Genomic DNA, 20761 nt, shown 5'->3' on the forward strand with positions numbered 1-20761 from the left:
GGCGCGAACGCCCGGCGAACCGCAAGCATACCCGCTTGAGCGACAGCGCGCCCGATCCTGCCGCGCTATGCAAATCGCCGCGCGTGCAATGGCCGACCGCAGCGTGTGCGGCCGGCCGGTCCGCCGCGCTCAGGCCGCCTGCGCGGCCGCGCGCGACGGGCCGCGATTGATCCGCAGCACGATCAGCGCGCCGACGATACACAGCCCGCCCGAGATCATCGATGCGATCGTGTAGGTGCCGAGGCTCGCGCGCAGCAGCCCGGCGCCGAGCGCCGCGAACGCCGCGCCGAGCTGGTGGCCGGCGACGATCCAGCCGAACACGACCGGTGCGGCGGCCTTGCCGAACACGTCGGTCGCGAGCCGCACGGTGGGCGGCACGGTCGCGATCCAGTCGAGCCCGTAGAACATCGCGAACAGCGGCAGCCCGAAGAAATCGATCCCGAACGCATGCGGCAGGTAGATCAGCGACAGCCCGCGCAGCCCGTAGTACCAGAACAGCAGCACGCGGTTGTCGTAACGGTCGGACAACCATCCCGACAGCGTCGTGCCGAACAGGTCGAACACGCCCATCGCCGCGAGCAGCGACGCGCCCTGCACTTCGGTCATCCCGTAGTCGCTGCACATCGCGATCAGGTGCGTGCCGACATAGCCGTTGGTGCTCGCGCCGCAGATGAAGAAGCTGAAGAACAGCAGCCAGAAGTCGCGCGAGCGGCTCGCCATCAGCAGCGTGCGGAACGCGACCGCGAGCGGATTCTCCTTCGTCGCATCGGGCGCCGCCGGCGTATCGACCGGCTCGCCGTACGGGCGCAGCTTCACGTCGGCCGGCCGCTCGGGCAGCAGGAACGCGACCAGCGGAATCACGATCGCGGCCGCCACCGCGACGACCAGCACGACCGGCCGCCAGCCGTGGCGCTGCGCGATCGCCGCGAGCATCGGCAGGAACACGAGCTGGCCGGTGGCCGTGCTCGCGGTCAGGATCCCCATCACGAGGCCGCGCCGCGCATGGAACCAGCGCGTGACGAAGGTCGCGGACAGCGTCAGCGCGACGACGCCCGTCGAGCAGCCGACCATCAGCCCCCAGATCAGTACCATCTGCCAGCTCTGCGTCATCATCGACGACAGCGCGACGCCCGCGCTCATCGTCACGAGCGCGGTGAGGATCGTCGGACGCAGCCCGAAGCGCTGCATCGCGGCGGCCGCGAACGGGCCCGTCAGGCCGTACAACGCGATGTTCACCGAAATCGCCAGCGAAATCGCCGCGCGGCTCCAGCCGAGTTCGCGTTCGAGCGGCACCATCAGCACGCTCGGCGTCGCGCGCGTGCCGGCCGCCGCCAGCAGGATCAGGAATACCACCGCCGCCGCGAGCCATCCGTAATGGAAGCGCCCGCCGATTCGTGTCACTGCCCAGTTCATCTTCACGTTCTCCAGTTGGCGGTTCCGGCGCCATCGCACCACGCCGCCCCGACCAGGCCACCTCCGCCGCGCATTTCAACATCGGCTGACCCGGGCCGACGCTTGGCATTCGTCTGTCGATCCGGCCGCGATTGTTACCGACCGGTCACAACTGTGTTGCGATCGTAGTTACCAGTCGGTAACATGTCAAGCAATCCATTACGTAGTCGAGGGCCATCATGTCGGGCATCGAGGTCGCCAAACCGCTGGCGCGGCGCACGCGCCGGCCGATCGACGGCGCCACCGCGCAGGAGCATCTGCTGCGTGCCGCCGAGGAGCTGTTTTACAAGGAAGGGGTGCGCACGGTCGGCGTCGAGGCGGTGGTGGAACGCGCGGGCGTCAACAAGATGAGCCTGTACCGCCAGTTCTCGTCGAAGGACGAGCTGATCCTCGCGTATCTGGAACGGATGGACGCGTGCTTCTTCGAGCGGCTCGACACGAGCGCCGCGAAGCATCCGGGCCAGCCGAAGGCGCAGTTGATCCAGTACTTCGCCGATCTCGCCGAGCGCGCGACGCAAAAGGACTATCGCGGCTGCCCGTTCGTCAACGTGGCCGCCGAATTCCCGGATGCGTCGCACCCGGCGCGCGAACGCGTCGCGCAGAACAAGGAGCAGCTGATGAAACGGCTCGTCGCGCTATGCGAAAGCGCCGGCGCGCGGCAGCCGAAGGCGCTCGCCGATGCGCTCGCGCTGGTGGTCGAAGGCATCTATGCGGCCAGCCAGACCTACCGGCATGGCGAAACGCCGATCGGCACCGCGCCCGCACTCGTCACGCAATTGATCGAGGCGGCCTGCGCGTGACGGGCCGCGCGCGTTCGTCCCCGGCGCGCCCGCTACAATGCGGCCCTCTTCGCCCTTCCGCCCGACTGGTATCACGATGACCGACACCCGCCCCGATTCGCACGACGACATCCTCGCCGCCACGCGGCACTGGCTCGCGCGCGCGGTGATCGGGCTCAATCTGTGCCCGTTCGCGAAAAGCGTCTACGTGAAGGAACAGGTGCGCTACGCGATCAGCGAAGCGACGACGCTGGAGGACGCGCTCGCCGAACTCGAAACCGAGCTGCGCGCGCTGGAAGCGGCGGACCCGCAGCAGGTCGATACGACGCTCGTGATCTACCCGCACGCGTTCGCCGATTTCGTCGACTACAACGATGCGCTGTTCTTCGCCGAGCGGCTCGTGCGGCAATTGCGGCTCGACGGCGTGCTGCAGATCGCGAGCTTCCATCCGCAATACCAGTTCGACGGCACCGAACCCGACGACATCGAGAACTACACGAACCGCGCGCCGTATCCGATCCTGCACTTGCTGCGCGAGGACAGCATCGCACGCGCGGTCGACGCGTTCCCGGACGCGTCCGCGATCTACGAAAAGAATCAGGAAACGCTGCGCCGCCTCGACCACGAAGGCTGGCGCGAATGGATGCGCCGGCCGGGCGACGACGTGTGATGCGGCGTGCCACGCGCGGCGCGGGCGCCATGCCCGCGCGACCGCGTCAGCCTTCGGCCGGCTCGACGGCGGCGTCGCCCGCCGCGGCGGCTTGCGCGACGAAGAAGCGCTCGTTCAGCTCGGCCAGCCCGAACATCGCGAGGATCTCGTTCAACCGCTCGCCCGGCTTGCGGCGCGGCAGGTTCTTGTACTGCGCGATGATCAGCTCGTTCTTCATCGAATGCTCCCAGCCGACCAGCTCGGTCACGCTGACCTGGTAGCCGTGCGCCTCGAGCTGCAGGCAGCGCAGCACGTTGGTGATCTGGCTGCCGAATTCGCGCGTATGCAGCGGATGCCGCCACACCTCGGTCAGCGCATTCGCGAGCGACTTGCCCTTGTTCCTGCGCAGCACGCCCGCGACCTCCGCCTGGCAGCACGGCACCAGCACGATGTGCTGCGCGCGCTTCGCGAGCGCGAAGCGGATCGCGTCGTCGGTCGCCGTGTCGCACGCATGTAGCGCGGTGACGACGTCGACCGTGTCGGGCAGTTGCGGCGACGTGATCGAATCGGCGACCGACAGGTTCAGGAACGACATGCCGCCGAACCCGAGCCGCGCGGCAAGCTCGGTCGAGCGCGCGACGAGTTCTTCGCGCGTCTCGATGCCGTACACGTGCGACGCGAACGCCGGTGTGCCGTGCCCCGGCTGCTGCTTGAAGAACAGGTCGTACAGGATGAAGCCGAGATACGACTTGCCGGCGCCGTGATCGACGAGCGTCACGTGGCCCTTGTCGGCCTGCACGCCGGCGAGCAGCGGCTCGATGAACTGGAACAGGTGATAGACCTGCTTCAGCTTGCGGCGGCTGTCCTGGTTCAGCTTCCCGTCGCGGGTGAGGATGTGCAGTTCCTTCAGCAGCTCGACGGACTGCTCCGGGCGGATTTCGTGGGTCTTGTTCGACATCGTGAAGCGCCGCCGGGCCACGGTCGGTCGACCACGGCCCGGCGGCGGAAATTCGTGAGGAATGGCGGTAGTTTACCGAAAATACGCGGTCAGGCCCGGGCGCCCAGCCGCCACAGCGACGTGACCTCGGCGCGACGCGCCGCATGCAGCGGATCGTCGGCGTCTGTCGACTTCGGATGCGCGGGGCGGATGTCGTCGCGGCCGAGCACGACGAGACCGGCTTCGTCGATCCATTGCAGCAAGGTGTCGCGCGGCCGCAGCCCGAGATGCTCGGCGAAATCGGACAGGATCAACCAGCCCTCGCCGCCCGGCTCCAGATGCGCGGCCAGCCCCGCGAGGAAACCGCGCAGCATGCGGCTGTCCGGGTCGTAGACCGCGTATTCGATCGGCGCGCTCGGCCGGGCCGGCACCCATGGCGGGTTGCAGACCACGAGCGGCGCACGGCCGGTAGGAAACAGGTCGGCCTCGACGATCTCGACCTGGCCCGCATGGCCGAGCCGCGCGACGTTCTCGCGCGCGCAGGCGAGCGCGCGCGGATCCTGGTCGGTCGCGACGACGCGCTCGACGCCGCGCGACGCGAGCACCGCCGCCAGCACGCCGGTGCCCGTGCCGATATCGAACGCGAGCGACGTCGCCGGCAGCGGCGCACGCGCGACGAGTTCGACGTATTCGCCGCGCACCGGCGAGAACACGCCGTAGTGCGGATGGATCGGCGCGCCGCCGAGCGCCGGGATCGGCACGCCCTTCTTGCGCCACTCGTGCGCGCCGACGAGGCCGAGCAGTTCGCGCAGCGACACGACCGACGGCACACTGCCGGGGCCGTACGCCTCCTCGCAGGCCGCCCGCACGTCGGGCGCGCGGCGCAGCGGGATCGTGTAATCGGCGTCCAGCGGGATCAGCAGCATGCCGAGCGTGCGGGCGCGCTGCGATTGCGCGAGACGATGCAGGTTGAACGCCTCGACGCCGGCCGCGGCTTTCGCTTTCTTCGGTTTGCGTTCGACACGGCGCGCCATCGCCTGCAGGAGCTGGCGCGCATTCTGGAAGTCGCCCTGCCAGACGAGCGCGGTGCCCTCGCAGGCGAGGCGGTAGGCCGCATCGGCCGTGAGGCGGTCGTCGGCCGGCACCGCGCGCTTCGGCGGTTGCACGCCGGCTTCGGAACGCCAGCGCACGGCATGATCGACGCCGTCGGCGTCGGTCCAGTGGAAAAGGGGGAAATCGGTCACGCGAACTCGGTACGGTTGGCTTCAACGGCGGCGAGAATTCACCGCGCGGACCACACCATACCGCGCTTTGCCCGACCCGGCAAAAACAGGCGCCGCGACGGTCGCCCGAAGGCATCCGCGCGGCGCCACCGTCAATCAGCCGAGATCGTAGGTTTCCGCAGTGGGCGCATCGCGCTTGACGGCCGCGATGCCGTTGTCGCGTGCCTGCGCGCTGCTGTACGTTTCGCTCGTGCCGATGACCTGGTGGTTCGCTGCCTTCAGGTTGAACATGGGCTCACCGTTGTGGGCGAGCTTGCGCTCGTAGCGCTCGTCGAGCGGCGCGTTTTCCCGCACGGACGCGATCCCGTTTCTCGCGCCGCTTTTCTCCTCGTACCGCTCGCTCGCGAGGATGATCTCGCCGTTCGCCGACTTCAGGTGGAAGTAGTACTGGCCGTTCGTGGCCTTCTTGAGCTCGAATTTTGCCGCCATGGAATTCCCCTAAAAGAATGTCCGACCCTCGGACATCGACAAGTGTAAGGGGGTCCATCGACTAAAGTCGACATCTCGCGAAGATAAGCGTCAAAGACTGTCAAATGGTGAATTTTCAGACACATTTGGCCGCCGTTGAAGTCCGCCGAACGATCTATCCGCCCCACCCCGGCAGGGTCGGCAGGCGCAGCGTGCCCGCGTCGCTGAAGTGTACGGTGCCCAGCCCGCTGCCCGCGAGGCGGCCGCGCAGCGCATACGGCAGTTCGCCGTTCGCGGCCGCGCCGGGCAGGTTCCACGCCTGCCGCGCAGCCGCGAACGCCGACACCGAAACCGGCACGTCGAGCACGGCCTCGCCGAACCGCGGCACGGTGCCCGCCCGGTCGCTGACGCCGCTCGCGAACGGCGTGCCGTTCAGGTCGAGCGAGACCGAGATGCCGTCGTAGTCGATCGGCGCATCGGTCGGATTCTGCACGCGCAACTTCAGGCTGAAGCGCATCTCGAGACCCTGCCCGACGAGCGGGTCGAGCCCGGCGACCGACACGCGCACCGGCTCGCGCATGAGCCCCGCGCAACCGCCCAGCAGGAACCCGACGACGAACAGCAGCAGCACGGCGCGCAGCGGCGCGAGACGGGACAGGGTGCGTGGCATGGGAAGGTCTCCTCGCGGCAAGCGGTGAACGGGGCGCGTCGCTGCATTGTACCGACCGAGCCTGTACCGGCCGTGCCGCCCGTCACCGGATTTCGTAGTTTCCGCGGCAACGCAAGATCGTTAATAGATTAAAACTACGAAATTTCCGGCTAAACGGAAAGCGCATTAATGACTTCCAGCATTCAATGAAGCGCCCGGAATTCAATAGATGCTCTTTCTAAATTTTTCGTTTCCTTTACCCAAAACCATCAAGTATATTTACGCATCCTTGGAGCAAGCCGACAAACCTTGAAGCCGCATGACGGCGAATTTACGGGACGGCGACACGCTGTCCATCCGTCCTGCGGCCTGGCCCGGCCAGCCCCGTAGGTCGTCGGTTCAAAGGGATTGCGCGCCCGCGCCGGGCGCGCGGCCCCGTGTCGTGCGCGCGAAATCAATTCAGTACAACACGCGCCCGGCCATTTTGAACCGGCCAGTTAAACGACATCCGGAAATTCAGAGGGGGCAGTAAACCATGATTACCTTCACGTAGTCGGCCGCCGTCTTTTTCGAATAATCCGTCATTGGCATTTTTTCGCTGTTGATTAAACGGCGAGGGGATCGCTTTTGCCGGTGTTTTCGCAGCACTGAACGATTCATTCAACAATCGAGGTTTCAGTCATGTCGATTCATATTCGCAAGATGCGTTATCTGCCGCTCGTCGCCGCACTCGCGCTAGCCGGGTGCGGCGGCGACGACGGCGGTGCGGGCTCCGCTTCCGCGCTCAGCTCCGCCGGCGCGCCGCATACGGGCTCGTCGCCCGCCGTCACCGCGCCGCCGAGCGCATCCAACGTCGACAAGAGCGTCTCGCCTGTCGAATTGCCGGACACCGTGGTGCCTGTGAACTACCGGCTGTGGTTCCGCCCGAACGACGCGTTGAACGCGTTCGACGGCCGCGCCGACGTCGAGATCAAGGTGCTGAAGCCCGTCAACAACATCGTGATCGCCGGCCACCGGATCAAGTTCACCAACGGCCGCATCACGCTGCAGCCGGGCAACATCCAGCTGATCGCGACGCCGCAGGACAAGGGCGACTTCTATCAGCTGCGCCCCACTGCCGGCACGATCGCACCGGGCAACTATTCGCTGCACATGGAGTGGTCGGGCATCATCAACTTCAAGTCGTATGACGATCCGGTCAACCAGACGGGCGGCAGCTGCGGCGACGATCCGTACCCGGGCTGCTCGGCCGCAGAAGGCGTGTTCCGCGTCGACCTGAAGGGCACCGATGGCAAGACGAGCGGCGCGATCCTGACGCAGGGCGAAACCAACCTGTCGCGCCAGTGGTTCCCGGGCTGGGACGAGCCGGCGTTCCGCCCGACCTATGAAGTGACGGCCGAAGTGCCGCAGAACTGGCGCGTCGTGTCGAACGCGGCCGAGAAGCCGTCGACCAACGTCGGCGGCGGCTACAAGCTCGTGCAGTTCGAGAAGACCCCGCCGATGCCGTCGTACCTGCTGTTCTTCGGCGGCGGCCTGTTCGACACCTACGAGGACGACTTCACGAGCCCGCTGCCGGGCGGCAAGGGCGGCCTGCACCTGCGCGTGTTCACGCCGCCGGGCATGAGCGACTGGGCGAAGCCGGCGATGGACCGCACCAAGCAGGCGCTCGACTACTACTACCGCTACACGGGCATCCCGCTGCCGCTGACGAAGTTCGACACGGTGGCCGCGAACGACGCGTTCAAGGAGCAGAAGGACCTGAATTTCGGCGGAATGGAGAACTGGGGCTCGATCCTCGAGTTCGCCGACGACATCCTGCCGCAGCCGGGCCAGCCGATGTCGCGCTACGGCAACGAAGTGCTGACGCACGAAGTGGCGCACCAGTGGTTCGGCGATCTCGTGACGACCGACTGGTGGGACAACGTGTGGCTCAACGAATCGTTCGCGACGTTCTTCGAGACGAAGACGACGATCCAGTTCTTCCCCGACGAGTTCAGCTGGCTCGACCAGGTGAAGAACAAGTATCGCGTGATCAATCGTGACATCGGCCCGAACGCGTTCCCGGTCGCGCCGAACTTCAACGACTGGGCGTCGAACGACTTCGTGCTGAGCGCGAGCGCGTTCACGTACGACAAGGGCGGCCACGTGCTGAAGACGCTCGAGAACTATCTCGGTGAGCAGACGCTGCGCAAGGGTCTGCAGCAGTACCTGGTCGACTACTCGTTCGGCAACGGGACGCCGAAGCGTCTGTGGGACGCGCTGTCGAAGGAAAGCGGCCAGTCGGTCGGCCCGATCGGCGACAGCTACGTGCGTCAGACCGGCGTGCCGCTGATCTCGCTCGACACGCAGTGCGACATGACGAAGAACCAGACGATCGTCACGCTGAAACAGCAGCCGTTCCCGAACAAGAACGCGTATCCGGGCCTGCAATGGACGGTGCCGATCACGCTCGCGTACGGCCAGGGTCTCGCGAAACGCACGACGCTCGCGCTGAAGGACACGCAGGCGCAGACGCGGATCGACGGCTGCACGGGCGTGGTCGCCGACCCGAGCGGTCTCGACTACTACGTCGTGAACTACAGCGACGCGGCGTGGAGCGGGCTGCTCACGCAGGTGAACGGCTCGACCGATCCGGTGCTGCTGGCAAACCTGAAGAGCGAAGCGGCGCTGCTCGTCGCGAACAACCTCGCGCCGGCTTCGCGCTCGACGTCGATCGGCTCGGTCGCTTCGCCGGCCGCGATGAAGCTGCGCCAGACGCCGACCTTCGGCGGCATCGAGCCGGTGACGAAGGAACGCCCGGCACGGCAATACCAGGGCCTCTTCAAGCCGCGCAAGGTAGTAACGCAGTAACGGTGCAGATCCGGCCGGCGCCGCGCGACCCGCGGCGCCGGCCGGCGTACCGGTTTCTCCGACCTGTTGACGGGCCTCGCATGCGAGGCCCTTTTTTCATGCGGCACGGCGTTCGCCGGCCGTCACGCCCATGCGGCATCCCACGCCGGCTGCGCGAACCACGTGGCGAGGAACGCGACGAGCCGCGACGTGCGCGCACTGCCGCGCGGCTGCTGACGCAGCACGTGAATCGTCGCCGGCTCGGGCGCCGCCGCGTACTGCGGCAGCAGCGCGCGCAACCGTCCGTCGCGCAGCGCGTCCGCCACGAGCCAGGTCGGCAGGTGCGCGAGACCGAGCCCGTCGATCGCCGCCTCGAGCAACGCTTCCGAATGATTGCTGCGAAACCGCGGCTGCGCCGGCACGTGACGGCGCTCGCCGAAGCGCCATGCGCCGGGCGGCGGCGCGCCATGCCACGCGAGACAGTCGTGGCCGGCGAGCGCGTCGGGCGAGGCGGGCTCGCCGCGCCGGGCGAGGTAGGCCGCGCTCGCGCACAGCACGCGCCGCTGCGGCGCCAGCACCGTCGCGACGAAACGCGTGTCCTCGAGCGGGCCGATGCGCACCGCGAGATCGACGTCGGAGCCCAGCCGTGCGCCCTGCAGGTCGACCATGCTGTCGGTCAGCACGAGATCGACCTGCAGCGCCGGATGACGCTGCATGAACGCGGCCAGCGCAGCCATCAGGTGCCGCCGGCCGAACGGCGCCGGACAGTCGATGCGCAGCAGGCCGCCCGGTTCGTCGTGCTGGCTGTGCAGGTCTTCCTGTAGTCCGCGCAGTTCGGCCAGCATGCGGGCCGCGCGCCCATATAGAAGCTGCCCGGCCTCGGTCGGCCGCAGCGCGTGCGTGGTGCGATGCAGGAGCCGGATGCCGAGCTGCGTCTCGAGCCGGTCGATGCGCCGCGTGACCGACGACGCGGCGACGCCGAGCCGGCGCGCGGCCGCCGAGAAGCTCTGCTGGTCGACCACGTCGACGAACAGCGCGAGGTGCGGGGAAAGGAAGTCGTCCATGCGGGGGCCTGCTGATTTGGCTATGCGGATAACGCAAAACAATCATCCGCCTTTGCACGTTTCCGTGTCAAACCGGGCCCACTAGACTGCATTCACCGGTTTCATCCGCCGCACGCGCCGGCCCGCCGGGCCGGGCAGCCGCCATCTTCACGGAGATCATCATGCGCAGCATCCGCTTCGACACCCCCGCCACCGACATCGAGTCGCTCGACGCGCGGGTCCGGGACATCGCCCCGCCCGTACCGGCCGACGGCCAGGTGCTGATCGAGGTGCGCGCGGCCGGCGTGAATCCGAGCGACGTGAAGGCCGCGCTCGGCCGCATGCCGCATGCGGTGTGGCCGCGCACACCCGGGCGCGACTGGGCCGGGATCGTGCGCAGCGGCCCCGACGACTGGATCGGCGCGCCGGTGTGGGGCTCGGGCGGCGATCTCGGCGTCGGGCGCGACGGTTCGCATGCGGAATGGCTCGTGCTGGACGCCGCGCACGTGCGTCGCAAGCCGGGCGTGCTGACGCTCGACGAGGCGGCCGGCGTCGGCGTGCCGTTCGTCACCGCGTACGAAGGCCTCCGTCGCGCCGGGATGCCGACGGCCGACGACGTCGTGCTCGTGTTCGGCGCGAACGGCAAGGTCGGTCAGGCCGCGATCCAGCTCGCCACCGCGCGCGGCGCGACCGTGATCGGCGTCGAGCGCGGGCCCGGCGACTATCGCGGTCACGCGTCGGGCGACGTCCACATGATCGACGCGTCGAGCCGCGCGGTGGCCGACGCGGTGCGCGAGTTGACCGGCGGCCACGGCGCGGACGTCGTCTACAACACGGTCGGCAGCCCGTATTTCGACGCGGCGAACGCGTCGATGGCGATCGGCGCGCGGCAGATCTTCATCTCGACGATCGAGCGCAGCGTGCCGTTCGACATCTTCTCGTTCTATCGCGGCCAGCACACGTTCGTGGGCATCGATTCGCTGCAGCTCGGCGCGGCCGCGGTCGCGCAGATCCTCGACACGCTCGCGCCCGGCTTCGGCAACGGCACGCTGCGCCCGTTCCCGATCGGCGACGACTACGTGTACCCGCTCGAGCGTGCGCACGACGCGTATCGCGCGGTGCTGGCCGGCGCGCGCGAGCGCGTCATCCTCAAGCCCTGACGCCGGACCTACAGGAGACCGCCATGATGGATTACGTGACCTCGCTCGCGGTGGGCATCGGTGTCGGCGTGTTGTACGCGCTGCTGCACGTGCGCTCGCCGGCCCCGCCGCTCGTTGCGCTCGTCGGCCTGCTCGGGATGGTGATCGGCGAACGCGCGATCGCGCTGCTGCGTTGACGCGACGCCCGATGCCGCGCTAGCGATCGTCGCGGCGTCGGAACGCCCACCACGCGGCCAGCGCGGTGAAGCCGGCAACGAGCAGCACCATCAGCCAGAAGCCGTGCTTGTTCTCCGAGAACGGCACGCCGCCGACGTTCATCCCGAAGAAGCCCGCGACGATGTTGATCGGCAGCGCGATCACGGTGACGAGCGTCAGCGTGAACAGCGTCCGGTTGTTCTGCTCGTCGAGGCGCGAACCGATCTCTTCCTGCAGCAGCTTGATCCGCTCGTTGAGCCCCGCCAGATCGGCGAGCACCAGCGAGAATTCCTCGGTCGACTCGCGCAGCTCCTGCACGTCTTCCGTGTGCAGCCACGCGGGCGGCTTCGCGAGCAGCCGGAAGACCGAGCCGGGCTCCGGCGCGAGCATGCGCTGCAGGCGCGTCAGCGTGCGGCGCATCGCGCCGAGCTCGCTGCGGCTCGACGTGAGCCGCTGCGACAGGAAGCGATCCTCGATGCGGTCGACGTCGATGCTCGTGCGCCGCATGATCTGGATCAGCAGGTCGGCCTGATCGCGCAGCAGATGCACGAGCAGCTCCGCGGGCGAGCGGAACAGCTCGCCGTCGCGCACGGACGCGCGCAGCGTGTCGACCGAGCGCAGCGGCTTGAGCCGCGCGGTCACCATGATGCGCCGCTCGACGTGGACGAACAGCGTCGCGATCTCCGACGGCGTGAGCTCGAGATTGAACATCACGTCGTTGACGATCGCGCGCAACGCGCCGTCCTCCTGCTCGATGCGCGTCGAGCGCGAGCCTTCGTGCAGGAATTCGAAGAAGCTGTCGGGCAGCCCGAGATGCGTGCGCATCCAGCGCTCGCTCGCGCCGTGCGCGAGATTGAAATGCAGCCAGACGAAATCGCCCGATGCGGCCGCGCCGTGCTCGCGGCACGTGCGCAGCCACGCGGCGGCCGCGTCGGCATCGAGCAGCGCGCCGGCGCCGCCCGGAACGAAGCGGAATCCGCACACCATGCCGGACGTATCGGCGCCGTAAGTCTGTACGATCAGGTCCATCGTGTCGAAGGGGGTGCGGCGCGCGGCGCGCCGCACATCGCGGGTCGCGGGCCCGCGCCGGGAAAAGAAAGGAAACGTATGCCCGACGGGCGTGACGCGTTCGTGACGGCGTCACGCGGCATCATACCGGCAGCTTCTCCGCGCCTCCGAAATCAACGCGCCGCCCGATGGGCGGCGCTGACAGGGAAGCATCGTGGCGTGCGCGACGCGCGTTACTGCCGCGTCTCCGACTGCGCGGCGCTCGGGCACGCGGGATCCTTGCCCCAGTGGCCGTCGCACACGCGCCAGCGGCACAGCTGATCCTCGAAGAAACCGCGCTCCGAACACTCCTTCACGCGCGTCCCCAGCGAGCCGCCGGTCGCGGCCGTCTTGGTCGGCACGGCCTGCGCCTTCTGGGCGGCGAGTTTCTTGTCGGCCGGCTTCGTGCGCGCGACGAGCGCGGCGAGCAGATCGGCATCCGGATCGTCCTTCGCGCCCGCCTTCGCGGTTCGGGCCGGCGCCGCTTCGCGGCGCTTCTTCGCCTGCGCGAGCTCGGCCTGCTGTTCCTTGCGATGCTTGCGGGCTTCGGCCTTCGTGTCGGCCTTCGCATCGGTCTTGCCGTGGGCCGCGGCCTTCGTGCTCTTCGACGCGTCGGCCTTCGCCGTCTTGGTCGTCGCCGCTGCCGCGGCCGCCGCCGTTGCGGCGACGCCGGCCGTGGCCGCCGCGCCCGAACCCTCGTCGGTGCCGTTGGCGAGCGCACGCGACAGGCGGCTGTTGTCCGCGGCGGAAGCGGATGCGGATGCAACGGTCTGGGACGCCGAATCGTCGTTGACGATCGTGGCCGGTTGCGCGGCCGGTGCAGCGGATGCGCCATTCTGCGCGACCTGCACGGCGGCGCCGCTGGCCGGTGCGGCCTTGGCCGGCGCAGCCGCCGCCGGTGCCGGCGCGGCCGCGATCGCGGCAGGCTGCTCGCCCGGCGACTGCTGCATGCGCCACGCGCCCCAGCCGCCGACGGCCACGACCAACGCCACGACGGCGGCGATCGGCGCCTTCAGCGAACGGCGCGGCGGCTCGGCGGGCGGCGTGACACGCCCTTCCAGATCCGCGAGAATGCGCGACTGCCGAGGTCCTCCCTCGCCTGCCGGTTTAGTATCGGACAGCAGGCTGGGCGGAGTTTTCGAATTTGAATTTTCCGGCGCACTCATTCAGCGTCTCATTGAATCCTGGTTTAATTCACCGCGATAATATAGCCCGGCCTCTCGAAGCAGCCTGATTCTAAGAGCAAGCATTGCAAAACACAATCAATTCCAATTTCCGGGGATTTCGTTGATTGCCGTCGCACTCGTCGCCTATTTCGCCCTTGCCGTCGCCATCGCGGCACTGTTGCTTTTACCGGGTATCCGCGCGACCGTTTTCGAATCCGTGGCCCAGTTTCACGGCCGTCTCACGCGCCGTGCGAACGCTCGCGCCGCCCGCGCGCGGAGTCAGATTGTTAAATCGGCAAGCGTGACGCGCGGTGCATTTAGTGACGTGCAAAATTTACTGGTTCGGCGGCGCTTGATGATTATGGTGTCGGCAGGTATTCTTGCGACGCCGCCATTGGTGGCCATTGCGTTACGCGGTCGGCAATTATTTCAGTACGACGACACCGCGCGCGTGCCCGACGAGAAGATCGCCGCGCTGTTGCAGGGCGAACAACTCGTGCCGCCGCCGCCGTTGCCGCCGGAAGTCTTTGCCACGAAGGAAGTCGAACAGGTCCGCCCGGCGCTGAAGGACGCAAGCCGCGACTGGAACCTGCTGGACCCGGATTTCCGGACGCGTTTGCTGCTGGTCTACAAGATCATGCACGAACAACATGGTTACGAAATGGCGCTGCTGGAAGGCTACCGGAGCCCGGAACGACAGAACCGGCTCGCGCAGATGGGCACGAACGTGACCAATGCGGCGGCCTTCCAGAGTTATCACCAGTTCGGGCTGGCGGCCGACAACGCGTTCCTGCGCGACGGCAAGCTGGTCATTTCCGAGAAAGATCCGTGGGCGATGCGCGGCTACCAGTTGTACGGCCAGGTCGCCGAGCAAGTCGGCCTGACCTGGGGCGGCCGATGGAAAATGATGGATCTCGGGCATGTGGAATACCATAAACCCGGTTTTAAACTGGGACGCGGCAGCTAGTCAGCGCTGCCGGACAAGAAATAATGAGGGCGGCATGGGGCTTTTTAATCACCCGGCAGGAAACGATTTGGGCGGCGCAAACAATCGGGCATTCCGGTGCGCGATTTTTTCCGGCCGCCGCTTCCGTTTTAAATCTCACAGCGTCCTTTCGTTAATGCGCGCGCCTGCTCCGATGCCGCGAGCGCATTGATGCCAGCCTCCTTCATCCTGTTTGACAGCATGGCGACACATCGCGGCGCCACCCTTGCCGCTCGGCGCGCCTGCGTCGCCTCATCGAATCGCACCGGAACCTGAACGTCCTATGCAACGCATCCTCAACGTGCTGACTCATCCGCGTACGCTCTCGATCGTCGGGATCGTCGCGCTAGCGGCCATCCTGTTCATCGTCGCCGACATGTTGCAGCTGCCGCTCCTGTGGGCGGCGATCGCGTTCGCGGCGGTCCTCGCGCTGTGGCTCGTCGTCGCGCTGTGGCGCCGCTGGCGCGTGAAGCGCGCGAACCAGCAGCTCGGCCAGGTGCTGGAAGAGCAGGCGGAAACCGGCAAGATCGCCGCACCGGCCGCCGCCGCGCTCGCGCCGGACGCGAAGACGGCCGACCTCGACGTGCTGCGCACGCGCCTGTCGGACGCGGTGAAGACGATCAAGACGTCGAAGATCGGCCAGGTGTCGGGCGGCTCCGCGCTGTATGAACTGCCGTGGTACATCGTGATCGGCAACCCGGCCGCGGGCAAGAGCAGCGCCGTGCTCAATTCCGGCCTGCAGTTCCCGTTCGCGGACAAGAACAGCGCCGTGATCCACGGCATCGGCGGCACGCGTAACTGCGACTGGTTCTTCACGACCGAAGGGATCCTGCTCGACACGGCCGGCCGCTATTCGGTGCACGAGGAAGACCGCAGCGAGTGGCTCGGCTTCCTCGGGCTGCTCAAGCGCTACCGTCCGAAGGCGCCGATCAACGGCATCATCGTCACCGCCAGCATCGCCGAGCTCACTGGCAATCGCCCCGAATTCGCGATCAACCTCGCGAAGAACCTCCGCCAGCGCGTTCAGGAGCTGACCGAAAAGCTGGAAGTGTTCGCGCCGGTCTACGTGATGTTCACGAAGGCCGATCTGATCACCGGCTTCACCGAATTCTTCAGCAGCAGCGACAAGCACGAGTACGACCGCGTATGGGGCGCCACCCTGCCCTACGAACCCGACGACAAGCGCGACGTCGTCGCGCAGTTCGACACGCACTTCGAGGAACTCTACGAAGGGCTGAAGGAAATCAGCGTCGCGCAGCTGTCGCTGTCGCGCGGCAACCAGCTGTCGCCGGGCCAGCTGAGCTTCCCGCTCGAATTCTCGACGATCAAGCCGTCGCTGCGCGCGTTCCTCGCGACGCTGTTCGAGAACAACCCGTTCCAGTACAAGCCGATCTTTCGCGGTTTCTACTTCACCAGCGCGCTGCAGGAAGGCGAAACCAACAGCGCGGCCGCGCAGCGCATCGCGCACCGCTTCGGCCTCGACGGGAGCGCGCTGCCGAAACCGCACAGCGCGTTCTCGAAGAACGGCTTCTTCCTGCGCGACCTGTTCTCGAAGGTGATCTTCGCCGACCGCCAGACGGTGCGCCAGTTCGCGAGCCCGACCAAGACGCGGCTGCGCTACGCGACCTTCTTCGGCTTCGTCGCGGCGCTCGCGCTCGCGCTCGGCGGCTGGACCTGGTCGACGATCGGCAACCAGCAGCTCGTGTCGAACGTGCAGGCCGACCTCGACAACGTCACGCGCCTGCAACAGGGCCGCAACGACCTGCAGTCGCGCCTGCAGGCGATGGACATCATCGAGGACCGGATCGAGCAGCTCGAACAGTTCCGCCGCGACAAGCCGCTGTCGGTGTCGCTCGGCCTGTACCAGGGCGACCGTCTCGAGCAGCACCTGCTGACCGAGTACTACAACGGCGTGCGCCAGATCCTGCTGGCTCCCGTATCGCAGAACCTCGCGTCGTTCATGAAGGACGTGAACGCGCACCCCGAGCAGCTCGTGCCGATGACGCGCCCGCCGGAATCGGGCGCCGTGCAGGGCGGCACGATGCCGGTGTCGACGAACGCGGCAGGCGCCGCGCCGCAGGCCGGCGCCGTGCTGGCCGCGTCGGGCGCCGCGCCGGCCGCCGCCCCGCAGCAGCCCGCCGCGCCGCAGGGCGGCCTCTACAGCGACGCGTCGCCGACCAACGTGCAGGACGCGTACAACGCGCTGAAGACCTACCTGATGCTGTCCGACAAGCGTCACGTCGAACAGGCGCACCTGACCGACCAGCTCGCCCGCTTCTGGCGCGGCTGGCTCGAGACGAATCGCGGCAACATGCCGCGCGACGAGATGATCCGGAGCGCCGAGCGCATGATCTCGTTCTACCTGTCGCGCGTGAACGACAACGACTGGCCGATGATCGACGCGAACCTCGCGCTCGTCGACCAGACCCGCGAGAACCTGCGCCGCGTCGTGCGCGGCATGCCGGCCCGCCAGCGCGTGTACGAGGAAATCAAGGCCCGTGCGTCGACCCGCTTCGCGCCGATGACCATCGCGCGCATCGTCGGCGACGGCAACCAGGGGCTCGTGGCAGGCAGCTACGCGATTCCGGGCACGTTCACGCGTGAAGCGTGGTTCGACTACGTGCAGCCGGCGATCCGCGATGCGGCGACCAAGGAACTGCAGGCGAAGGACTGGGTGCTCAACACGTCGACGCAGGACGACCTGACGCTCGAGGGCAGCCCCGAGCAGATCCAGAAGACGCTCGTCGGCATGTACAAGACCGAGTACGCGCAGCACTGGCAGAAATTCATGCAGGGCATCGCGGTGCAGGGCTTCACCAGCTTCGGCCAGGCCGTCGACGGGATGAACCGCCTCGGCGACCCGCAGGATTCGCCGATCCGCAAGATCCTCGAGACCGCGTACGACCAGACGTCGTGGGACAACCCGTCGCTCGCGAACGTGACGATCAAGAAGGCGCAGACGGGCGTCGTGAACTGGGTCAAGCAACTGTTCACGCGCTCGCAGGCCGGCCAGATGGCGGCAGCCAACATCGACATCAACGGCAATCCGGCCGAGGTGCCGATGGGTCCGATCGGCCAGGAGTTCGTCGGGCTCGCGCGGATCGTCGCGACGCATGATGGCACGTCGATGCTGAAGGGCTACATGGAGTCGCTGTCGAAGGTCCGCACCCGCTTCAACGTGATCAAGAACCAGGGCGACCCGGGGCCGGGCGCGCGCCAGCTGATGCAGCAGACGCTCGACGGCAGCGGTTCAGAACTCGCCGATTCGCTGAAGCTCGTCGACGAGCAGATGCTGACGGGCCTGACCGATTCGCAACGCAAGTCGCTGCGCCCGCTGCTGGTGCGGCCGCTGATGCAGGCGTTCGCGGTCGTGATCCAGCCGGCCAGCGCCGAAGTCAACAAGGTGTGGAACGCGCAGGTCTACCAGCCGTTCCAGAGCTCGCTCGCGACCAAGTACCCGTTCGCGGCGAACGCGAAGGTCGAGGCCGGCGCCGGCGAGATCGCGCAGGTGTTCGGCCCGGACGGCTCGATCGCGAAGTTCGTCGGCACGACGCTCGGGCCGCTCGCGGTGCGCCGCGGCGACACGCTCGCCGCCCGCACGTGGGGCGACATGGGCATCGGGCTCACGCCGGACTTCACGAACGGCTTCGCACGCTGGGTCGCGCCGCTCGCGGGCGGCGCCGCCGGCAGCGCGGCCGCGTCGTCCGAGCCGCAGACCGTGTTCCAGATCCTGCCGCAACCGAGCACGGGCACGACGGAATACACGATCGCGATCGACGGCCAGCAACTGCGCTACCGCAACACGCCGCCGCAGTGGACCAACTTCGTGTGGCCGAACCCGCAGGGCGCGCCGGGCGCGACGCTGTCCGCGACGACCTTCGACGGCCGCACGGTGCAGCTCGTCAACGAGCCGGGCCGCTACGGTCTCGAGAAGCTGATCAACTCGGCGCAGCGCAAGCGCCGTCCGGACGGCACCTTCGACCTGACGTGGGCACAGGGCAGCGTGAACGTGTCGGTGACGATGCGCATCATCAGTACGTCGCAACCGTCGGCCGGTGGCGGCGACCAGCCGCAGCAGCAGAGCCTGCGCGGCCTGCAGCTGCCGTCGTCGGTCGCCGACGCGAGCGCGGGCGCCGCGCAGAACGCGACGCAAGCCGGCACCGGCACGCCGGGTGCCGCGCCGGCCGTCGCGGCCGCCAACGCAACGAATGCACAGAGGGCGCAATGACGCAAACCGTACAGGCGCAAATCGCCTACTTCGGCAAGATTCCGTCGCGCGGCGACTTCGTGAAGAGCGCGCACAATCCGCAGCTGCTGCAGACGCTCGATCGCTGGATCGCGCAGGCGCTCGAGCTGCTCGCGGAAGATCCGCGCTGGAAGATCGTCTACGAGGACGCGAAGCCGATGCATTTCGCGTTCCTCGGTTCGCGCAGCAAGCTCGCGATCGCGGGCCACATGGTCGCGAGCCACGACGTGTCGATGCGCCGCTTCCCGTTCCTCGGCGCCACCGCGCTGGAGGTCGACCGGCCGCTGGCGTTCCTCGCGCGCAGCCCGCTCGCGTTCGCGCGGCTGTGGTCGCGCGTCGCCGCGCAGATCCCGCCGCTGCTCGGCAAGGACGAGCCGCCCGGCGCGCTGCAGGCGCTCGGCGACACGCAGGTGCCGATCGACGTCGGCGGCCCCGGCACGTCGCATGACGGCACCTTCAACGATTTCGTCGAACACCAGTCGCTGCACGGCCTGCAGGAGATGCTGCTCGAAAGCGGTCATCCGGTGCGGCTGCGCGGCGCGATGCTCGCGCTCGGCTCGCTGCTGCGGCCGGTGATGCAGAGCGGCTCGTCGCACATCGAACGCGGCCTCACGCTGCCGCTGCCGGTCGATCCGTTCTACCGCAGCCTCGTCGCCGCGTTCTGGCTCGAGCTGATCGCGCCGTTCGTCGCGCAGGCCGACTTCGAGCTGGCGATCTTCATCGGCACGATCGCCGAACGCGAACGGCTCATCATCGGCTTCAACGGCGCGTCGGCGAAGACGCTGCTGAGCGTCGTCGACCCGCAGACCTACGCCGCCCACAACATCGACATCGACGATCCCGAGTGGATCGACGCCCATGCGCAAAACGATCACCAGATCAGCAAGCTCGTCAGCTACCTCGACCAACCGCAACTCTCGCTGCGTGTCGCCATCGACGCGTTCCGCGAAGCGTTCATCGGAGGCTGACGGCATGCATCGCACGATTCAGGTCCGGCGCGCGCGCCTGTCGTCCGCCGTCTCGCCCGCCCTCGCCGCGCTGTTCGCGGCCGGCCTCGTCGCGAGCGGCGCGGCCTTCGCGCAGAACACGGGCGCGACCGCCACGCCGGTCGGCAACGGCACGGTCGCGACGACCGCGCTGCCGCAGGCGAACCCGAACGCCGGCGGCGCGTCGGGCACGGTGGTGCACGGCACCACCGCCGGCACGATCGCGCCGCCGCCCGCGAATGCAACGCCCGGCCAGGTGGTTGTCGGCGGCAAGGTGCCCGACGAAGCGACCAAGGCCGCCGTGCTGCAGAAGCTGCGCGACACCTACGGCGCGACGAACGTCGTCGACCAGGTCGAGGTGGGCGACGTCGCGACGCCGCCGAACTGGAGCGCGAACGTGCAGAAGCTGCTCGGCGCGCAGCTCAAGCAGATCAGCAAGGGCCAGTTGAAAATCAATGGCACGCAGATCGAGATGAAGGGCGAGGTGCACAACGAGGCGCAGCGCCAGCAGCTCGCGAGCGACATGGCGAACACGCTGAACCCGACGTACACGATCAAGAACGGGCTGCGCGTGTCGGCGTCCGAACAGGGCGTGCTCGACCAGACGCTCGCGAACCGGACGATCGAGTTCGAGACCGGCAGCGCGACGCTGACGCCGCAAGGCAAGCTGATCCTCGACCAGATGGCGGCCGCGCTCGCGAAGATGCAGAACCGCACGGTCGACATCATCGGCCACACCGACAATTCGGGGAACCGGACGTCGAACATCGCGCTGAGCCAGGCGCGCGCGGATGCGGTGAAGGGTTATCTGATCACGAAGAGCATTCCGCCGCAGCAGATGACGACGACGGGGGTCGGGCCGGATCAGCCGATCGCGCCGAATGATACGGCGGATGGCAGGGCGAGGAATCGGCGGATCGAGTTCCGGGTGGGGCAGTAACGGGGAT

The 20761-nt window shown here is 67.8% G+C and carries 18 protein-coding genes; 9 read left to right on the plus strand and 9 right to left on the minus strand.

The window, feature by feature from the left end; genetic code table 11:
• Window positions 1-129 precede the first annotated feature (129 nt).
• Window positions 130-1413, minus strand: coding sequence for an MFS transporter (locus J8I35_RS20360; protein ID WP_209926755.1), 1284 nt, complete (start codon window positions 1411-1413; stop codon window positions 130-132).
• 218 nt (window positions 1414-1631) lie between these two features.
• On the opposite strand from J8I35_RS20360, the gene J8I35_RS20365 reads away from it, so the two are divergent.
• Window positions 1632-2252, plus strand: coding sequence for a TetR/AcrR family transcriptional regulator (locus J8I35_RS20365; RefSeq protein WP_209926756.1), 621 nt, complete (start codon window positions 1632-1634; stop codon window positions 2250-2252).
• Window positions 2253-2328: 76 nt separating this feature from the next.
• Window positions 2329-2901, plus strand: coding sequence for a DUF1415 domain-containing protein (locus tag J8I35_RS20370; RefSeq protein ID WP_209926757.1), 573 nt, complete (start codon window positions 2329-2331; stop codon window positions 2899-2901).
• 46 nt (window positions 2902-2947) lie between these two features.
• Here the strand turns inward: J8I35_RS20370 and J8I35_RS20375 are convergent, their stop codons facing one another.
• From J8I35_RS20375 to J8I35_RS20395, 5 genes are all read right to left on the minus strand, one after another.
• Window positions 2948-3838: an SAM-dependent methyltransferase gene (locus tag J8I35_RS20375; protein ID WP_050013175.1), complete on the minus strand. Its 891-nt coding sequence runs from the start codon at window positions 3836-3838 to the stop codon at window positions 2948-2950.
• Window positions 3839-3927: 89 nt separating this feature from the next.
• Window positions 3928-5061: a class I SAM-dependent methyltransferase gene (locus tag J8I35_RS20380; protein ID WP_209926758.1), complete on the minus strand. Its 1134-nt coding sequence runs from the start codon at window positions 5059-5061 to the stop codon at window positions 3928-3930.
• Between the two features lie 135 nt (window positions 5062-5196).
• Complete coding sequence (locus J8I35_RS20385) at window positions 5197-5529, minus strand: YegP family protein (RefSeq protein WP_124557592.1); 333 nt, start codon at window positions 5527-5529, stop codon at window positions 5197-5199.
• A 154-nt stretch (window positions 5530-5683) separates the two neighbouring features.
• Window positions 5684-6178, minus strand: a complete 495-nt coding sequence (locus J8I35_RS20390) for an LEA type 2 family protein (RefSeq protein ID WP_089488124.1) — start codon at window positions 6176-6178, stop codon at window positions 5684-5686.
• Between the two features lie 433 nt (window positions 6179-6611).
• Window positions 6612-6821 carry a hypothetical protein gene (locus tag J8I35_RS20395; RefSeq protein ID WP_160300508.1) on the minus strand — a complete coding sequence of 70 codons (210 nt, stop codon included), beginning with the start codon at window positions 6819-6821 and terminating at the stop codon, window positions 6612-6614.
• Window positions 6822-6838: 17 nt separating this feature from the next.
• On the opposite strand from J8I35_RS20395, the gene J8I35_RS20400 reads away from it, so the two are divergent.
• Window positions 6839-9007, plus strand: a complete 2169-nt coding sequence (locus tag J8I35_RS20400; RefSeq protein ID WP_124557591.1) for a M1 family metallopeptidase — start codon at window positions 6839-6841, stop codon at window positions 9005-9007.
• A gap of 122 nt (window positions 9008-9129) precedes the next feature.
• Here the strand turns inward: J8I35_RS20400 and J8I35_RS20405 are convergent, their stop codons facing one another.
• Window positions 9130-10050, minus strand: coding sequence for a LysR family transcriptional regulator (locus J8I35_RS20405; protein ID WP_050013090.1), 921 nt, complete (start codon window positions 10048-10050; stop codon window positions 9130-9132).
• A 161-nt stretch (window positions 10051-10211) separates the two neighbouring features.
• On the opposite strand from J8I35_RS20405, the gene J8I35_RS20410 reads away from it, so the two are divergent.
• The gene (locus J8I35_RS20410) at window positions 10212-11189 is read left to right on the plus strand and encodes a zinc-binding alcohol dehydrogenase family protein (protein ID WP_209926759.1); all 978 of its coding nucleotides are present in this window, start codon (window positions 10212-10214) and stop codon (window positions 11187-11189) included.
• A 23-nt stretch (window positions 11190-11212) separates the two neighbouring features.
• The gene (locus J8I35_RS20415) at window positions 11213-11365 is read left to right on the plus strand and encodes a DUF1427 family protein (protein ID WP_080334215.1); all 153 of its coding nucleotides are present in this window, start codon (window positions 11213-11215) and stop codon (window positions 11363-11365) included.
• 19 nt (window positions 11366-11384) lie between these two features.
• Here the strand turns inward: J8I35_RS20415 and J8I35_RS20420 are convergent, their stop codons facing one another.
• The gene (locus J8I35_RS20420) at window positions 11385-12413 is read right to left on the minus strand and encodes a transporter (RefSeq protein ID WP_050013092.1); all 1029 of its coding nucleotides are present in this window, start codon (window positions 12411-12413) and stop codon (window positions 11385-11387) included.
• A gap of 212 nt (window positions 12414-12625) precedes the next feature.
• On the minus strand, window positions 12626-13597 hold the full coding sequence (locus J8I35_RS20425; protein WP_209926760.1) for a phage tail protein: 972 nt from the start codon (window positions 13595-13597) through the stop codon (window positions 12626-12628).
• Between the two features lie 121 nt (window positions 13598-13718).
• Between J8I35_RS20425 and J8I35_RS20430 the strand changes: the two genes are divergently transcribed.
• The 4 genes from J8I35_RS20430 (at window position 13719) to J8I35_RS20445 (ending at window position 20754) form a co-directional block, all read left to right on the plus strand.
• Window positions 13719-14564 carry a M15 family metallopeptidase gene (locus tag J8I35_RS20430; protein WP_050013094.1) on the plus strand — a complete coding sequence of 282 codons (846 nt, stop codon included), beginning with the start codon at window positions 13719-13721 and terminating at the stop codon, window positions 14562-14564.
• A gap of 301 nt (window positions 14565-14865) precedes the next feature.
• The gene (gene tssM, locus J8I35_RS20435) at window positions 14866-18810 is read left to right on the plus strand and encodes a type VI secretion system membrane subunit TssM (RefSeq protein ID WP_209926762.1); all 3945 of its coding nucleotides are present in this window, start codon (window positions 14866-14868) and stop codon (window positions 18808-18810) included.
• Window positions 18807-19796, plus strand: coding sequence for a type VI secretion system-associated protein TagF (gene tagF / locus J8I35_RS20440; RefSeq protein ID WP_050013096.1), 990 nt, complete (start codon window positions 18807-18809; stop codon window positions 19794-19796). The genes tssM and tagF overlap by 4 nt, the downstream gene beginning before the upstream one ends.
• A gap of 4 nt (window positions 19797-19800) precedes the next feature.
• Window positions 19801-20754, plus strand: coding sequence for an OmpA family protein (locus tag J8I35_RS20445; protein ID WP_209926764.1), 954 nt, complete (start codon window positions 19801-19803; stop codon window positions 20752-20754).
• Window positions 20755-20761 lie beyond the last annotated feature (7 nt).

The organism is Burkholderia sp. CpTa8-5, from assembly GCF_017815045.1.
Classification (GTDB): domain Bacteria; phylum Pseudomonadota; class Gammaproteobacteria; order Burkholderiales; family Burkholderiaceae; genus Burkholderia; species Burkholderia sola.

What these genes read in the sequence shown, in the direction of transcription:
- J8I35_RS20360 (WP_209926755.1), bottom strand. Translation starts at nt 1,413, where the DNA reads ATGAACTGGGCAGTGACACGAATCGGCGGGCGCTTCCATTACGGATGG.
- J8I35_RS20365 (WP_209926756.1), top strand. Translation starts at nt 1,632, where the DNA reads ATGTCGGGCATCGAGGTCGCCAAACCGCTGGCGCGGCGCACGCGCCGG.
- J8I35_RS20370 (WP_209926757.1), top strand. Translation starts at nt 2,329, where the DNA reads ATGACCGACACCCGCCCCGATTCGCACGACGACATCCTCGCCGCCACG.
- J8I35_RS20375 (WP_050013175.1), bottom strand. Translation starts at nt 3,838, where the DNA reads ATGTCGAACAAGACCCACGAAATCCGCCCGGAGCAGTCCGTCGAGCTG.
- J8I35_RS20385 (WP_124557592.1), bottom strand. Translation starts at nt 5,529, where the DNA reads ATGGCGGCAAAATTCGAGCTCAAGAAGGCCACGAACGGCCAGTACTAC.
- J8I35_RS20390 (WP_089488124.1), bottom strand. Translation starts at nt 6,178, where the DNA reads ATGCCACGCACCCTGTCCCGTCTCGCGCCGCTGCGCGCCGTGCTGCTG.
- J8I35_RS20400 (WP_124557591.1), top strand. Translation starts at nt 6,839, where the DNA reads ATGTCGATTCATATTCGCAAGATGCGTTATCTGCCGCTCGTCGCCGCA.
- J8I35_RS20405 (WP_050013090.1), bottom strand. Translation starts at nt 10,050, where the DNA reads ATGGACGACTTCCTTTCCCCGCACCTCGCGCTGTTCGTCGACGTGGTC.
- J8I35_RS20410 (WP_209926759.1), top strand. Translation starts at nt 10,212, where the DNA reads ATGCGCAGCATCCGCTTCGACACCCCCGCCACCGACATCGAGTCGCTC.
- J8I35_RS20415 (WP_080334215.1), top strand. Translation starts at nt 11,213, where the DNA reads ATGATGGATTACGTGACCTCGCTCGCGGTGGGCATCGGTGTCGGCGTG.
- J8I35_RS20420 (WP_050013092.1), bottom strand. Translation starts at nt 12,413, where the DNA reads ATGGACCTGATCGTACAGACTTACGGCGCCGATACGTCCGGCATGGTG.
- J8I35_RS20425 (WP_209926760.1), bottom strand. Translation starts at nt 13,597, where the DNA reads ATGAGTGCGCCGGAAAATTCAAATTCGAAAACTCCGCCCAGCCTGCTG.
- tssM (WP_209926762.1), top strand. Translation starts at nt 14,866, where the DNA reads ATGCAACGCATCCTCAACGTGCTGACTCATCCGCGTACGCTCTCGATC.
- tagF (WP_050013096.1), top strand. Translation starts at nt 18,807, where the DNA reads ATGACGCAAACCGTACAGGCGCAAATCGCCTACTTCGGCAAGATTCCG.
- J8I35_RS20445 (WP_209926764.1), top strand. Translation starts at nt 19,801, where the DNA reads ATGCATCGCACGATTCAGGTCCGGCGCGCGCGCCTGTCGTCCGCCGTC.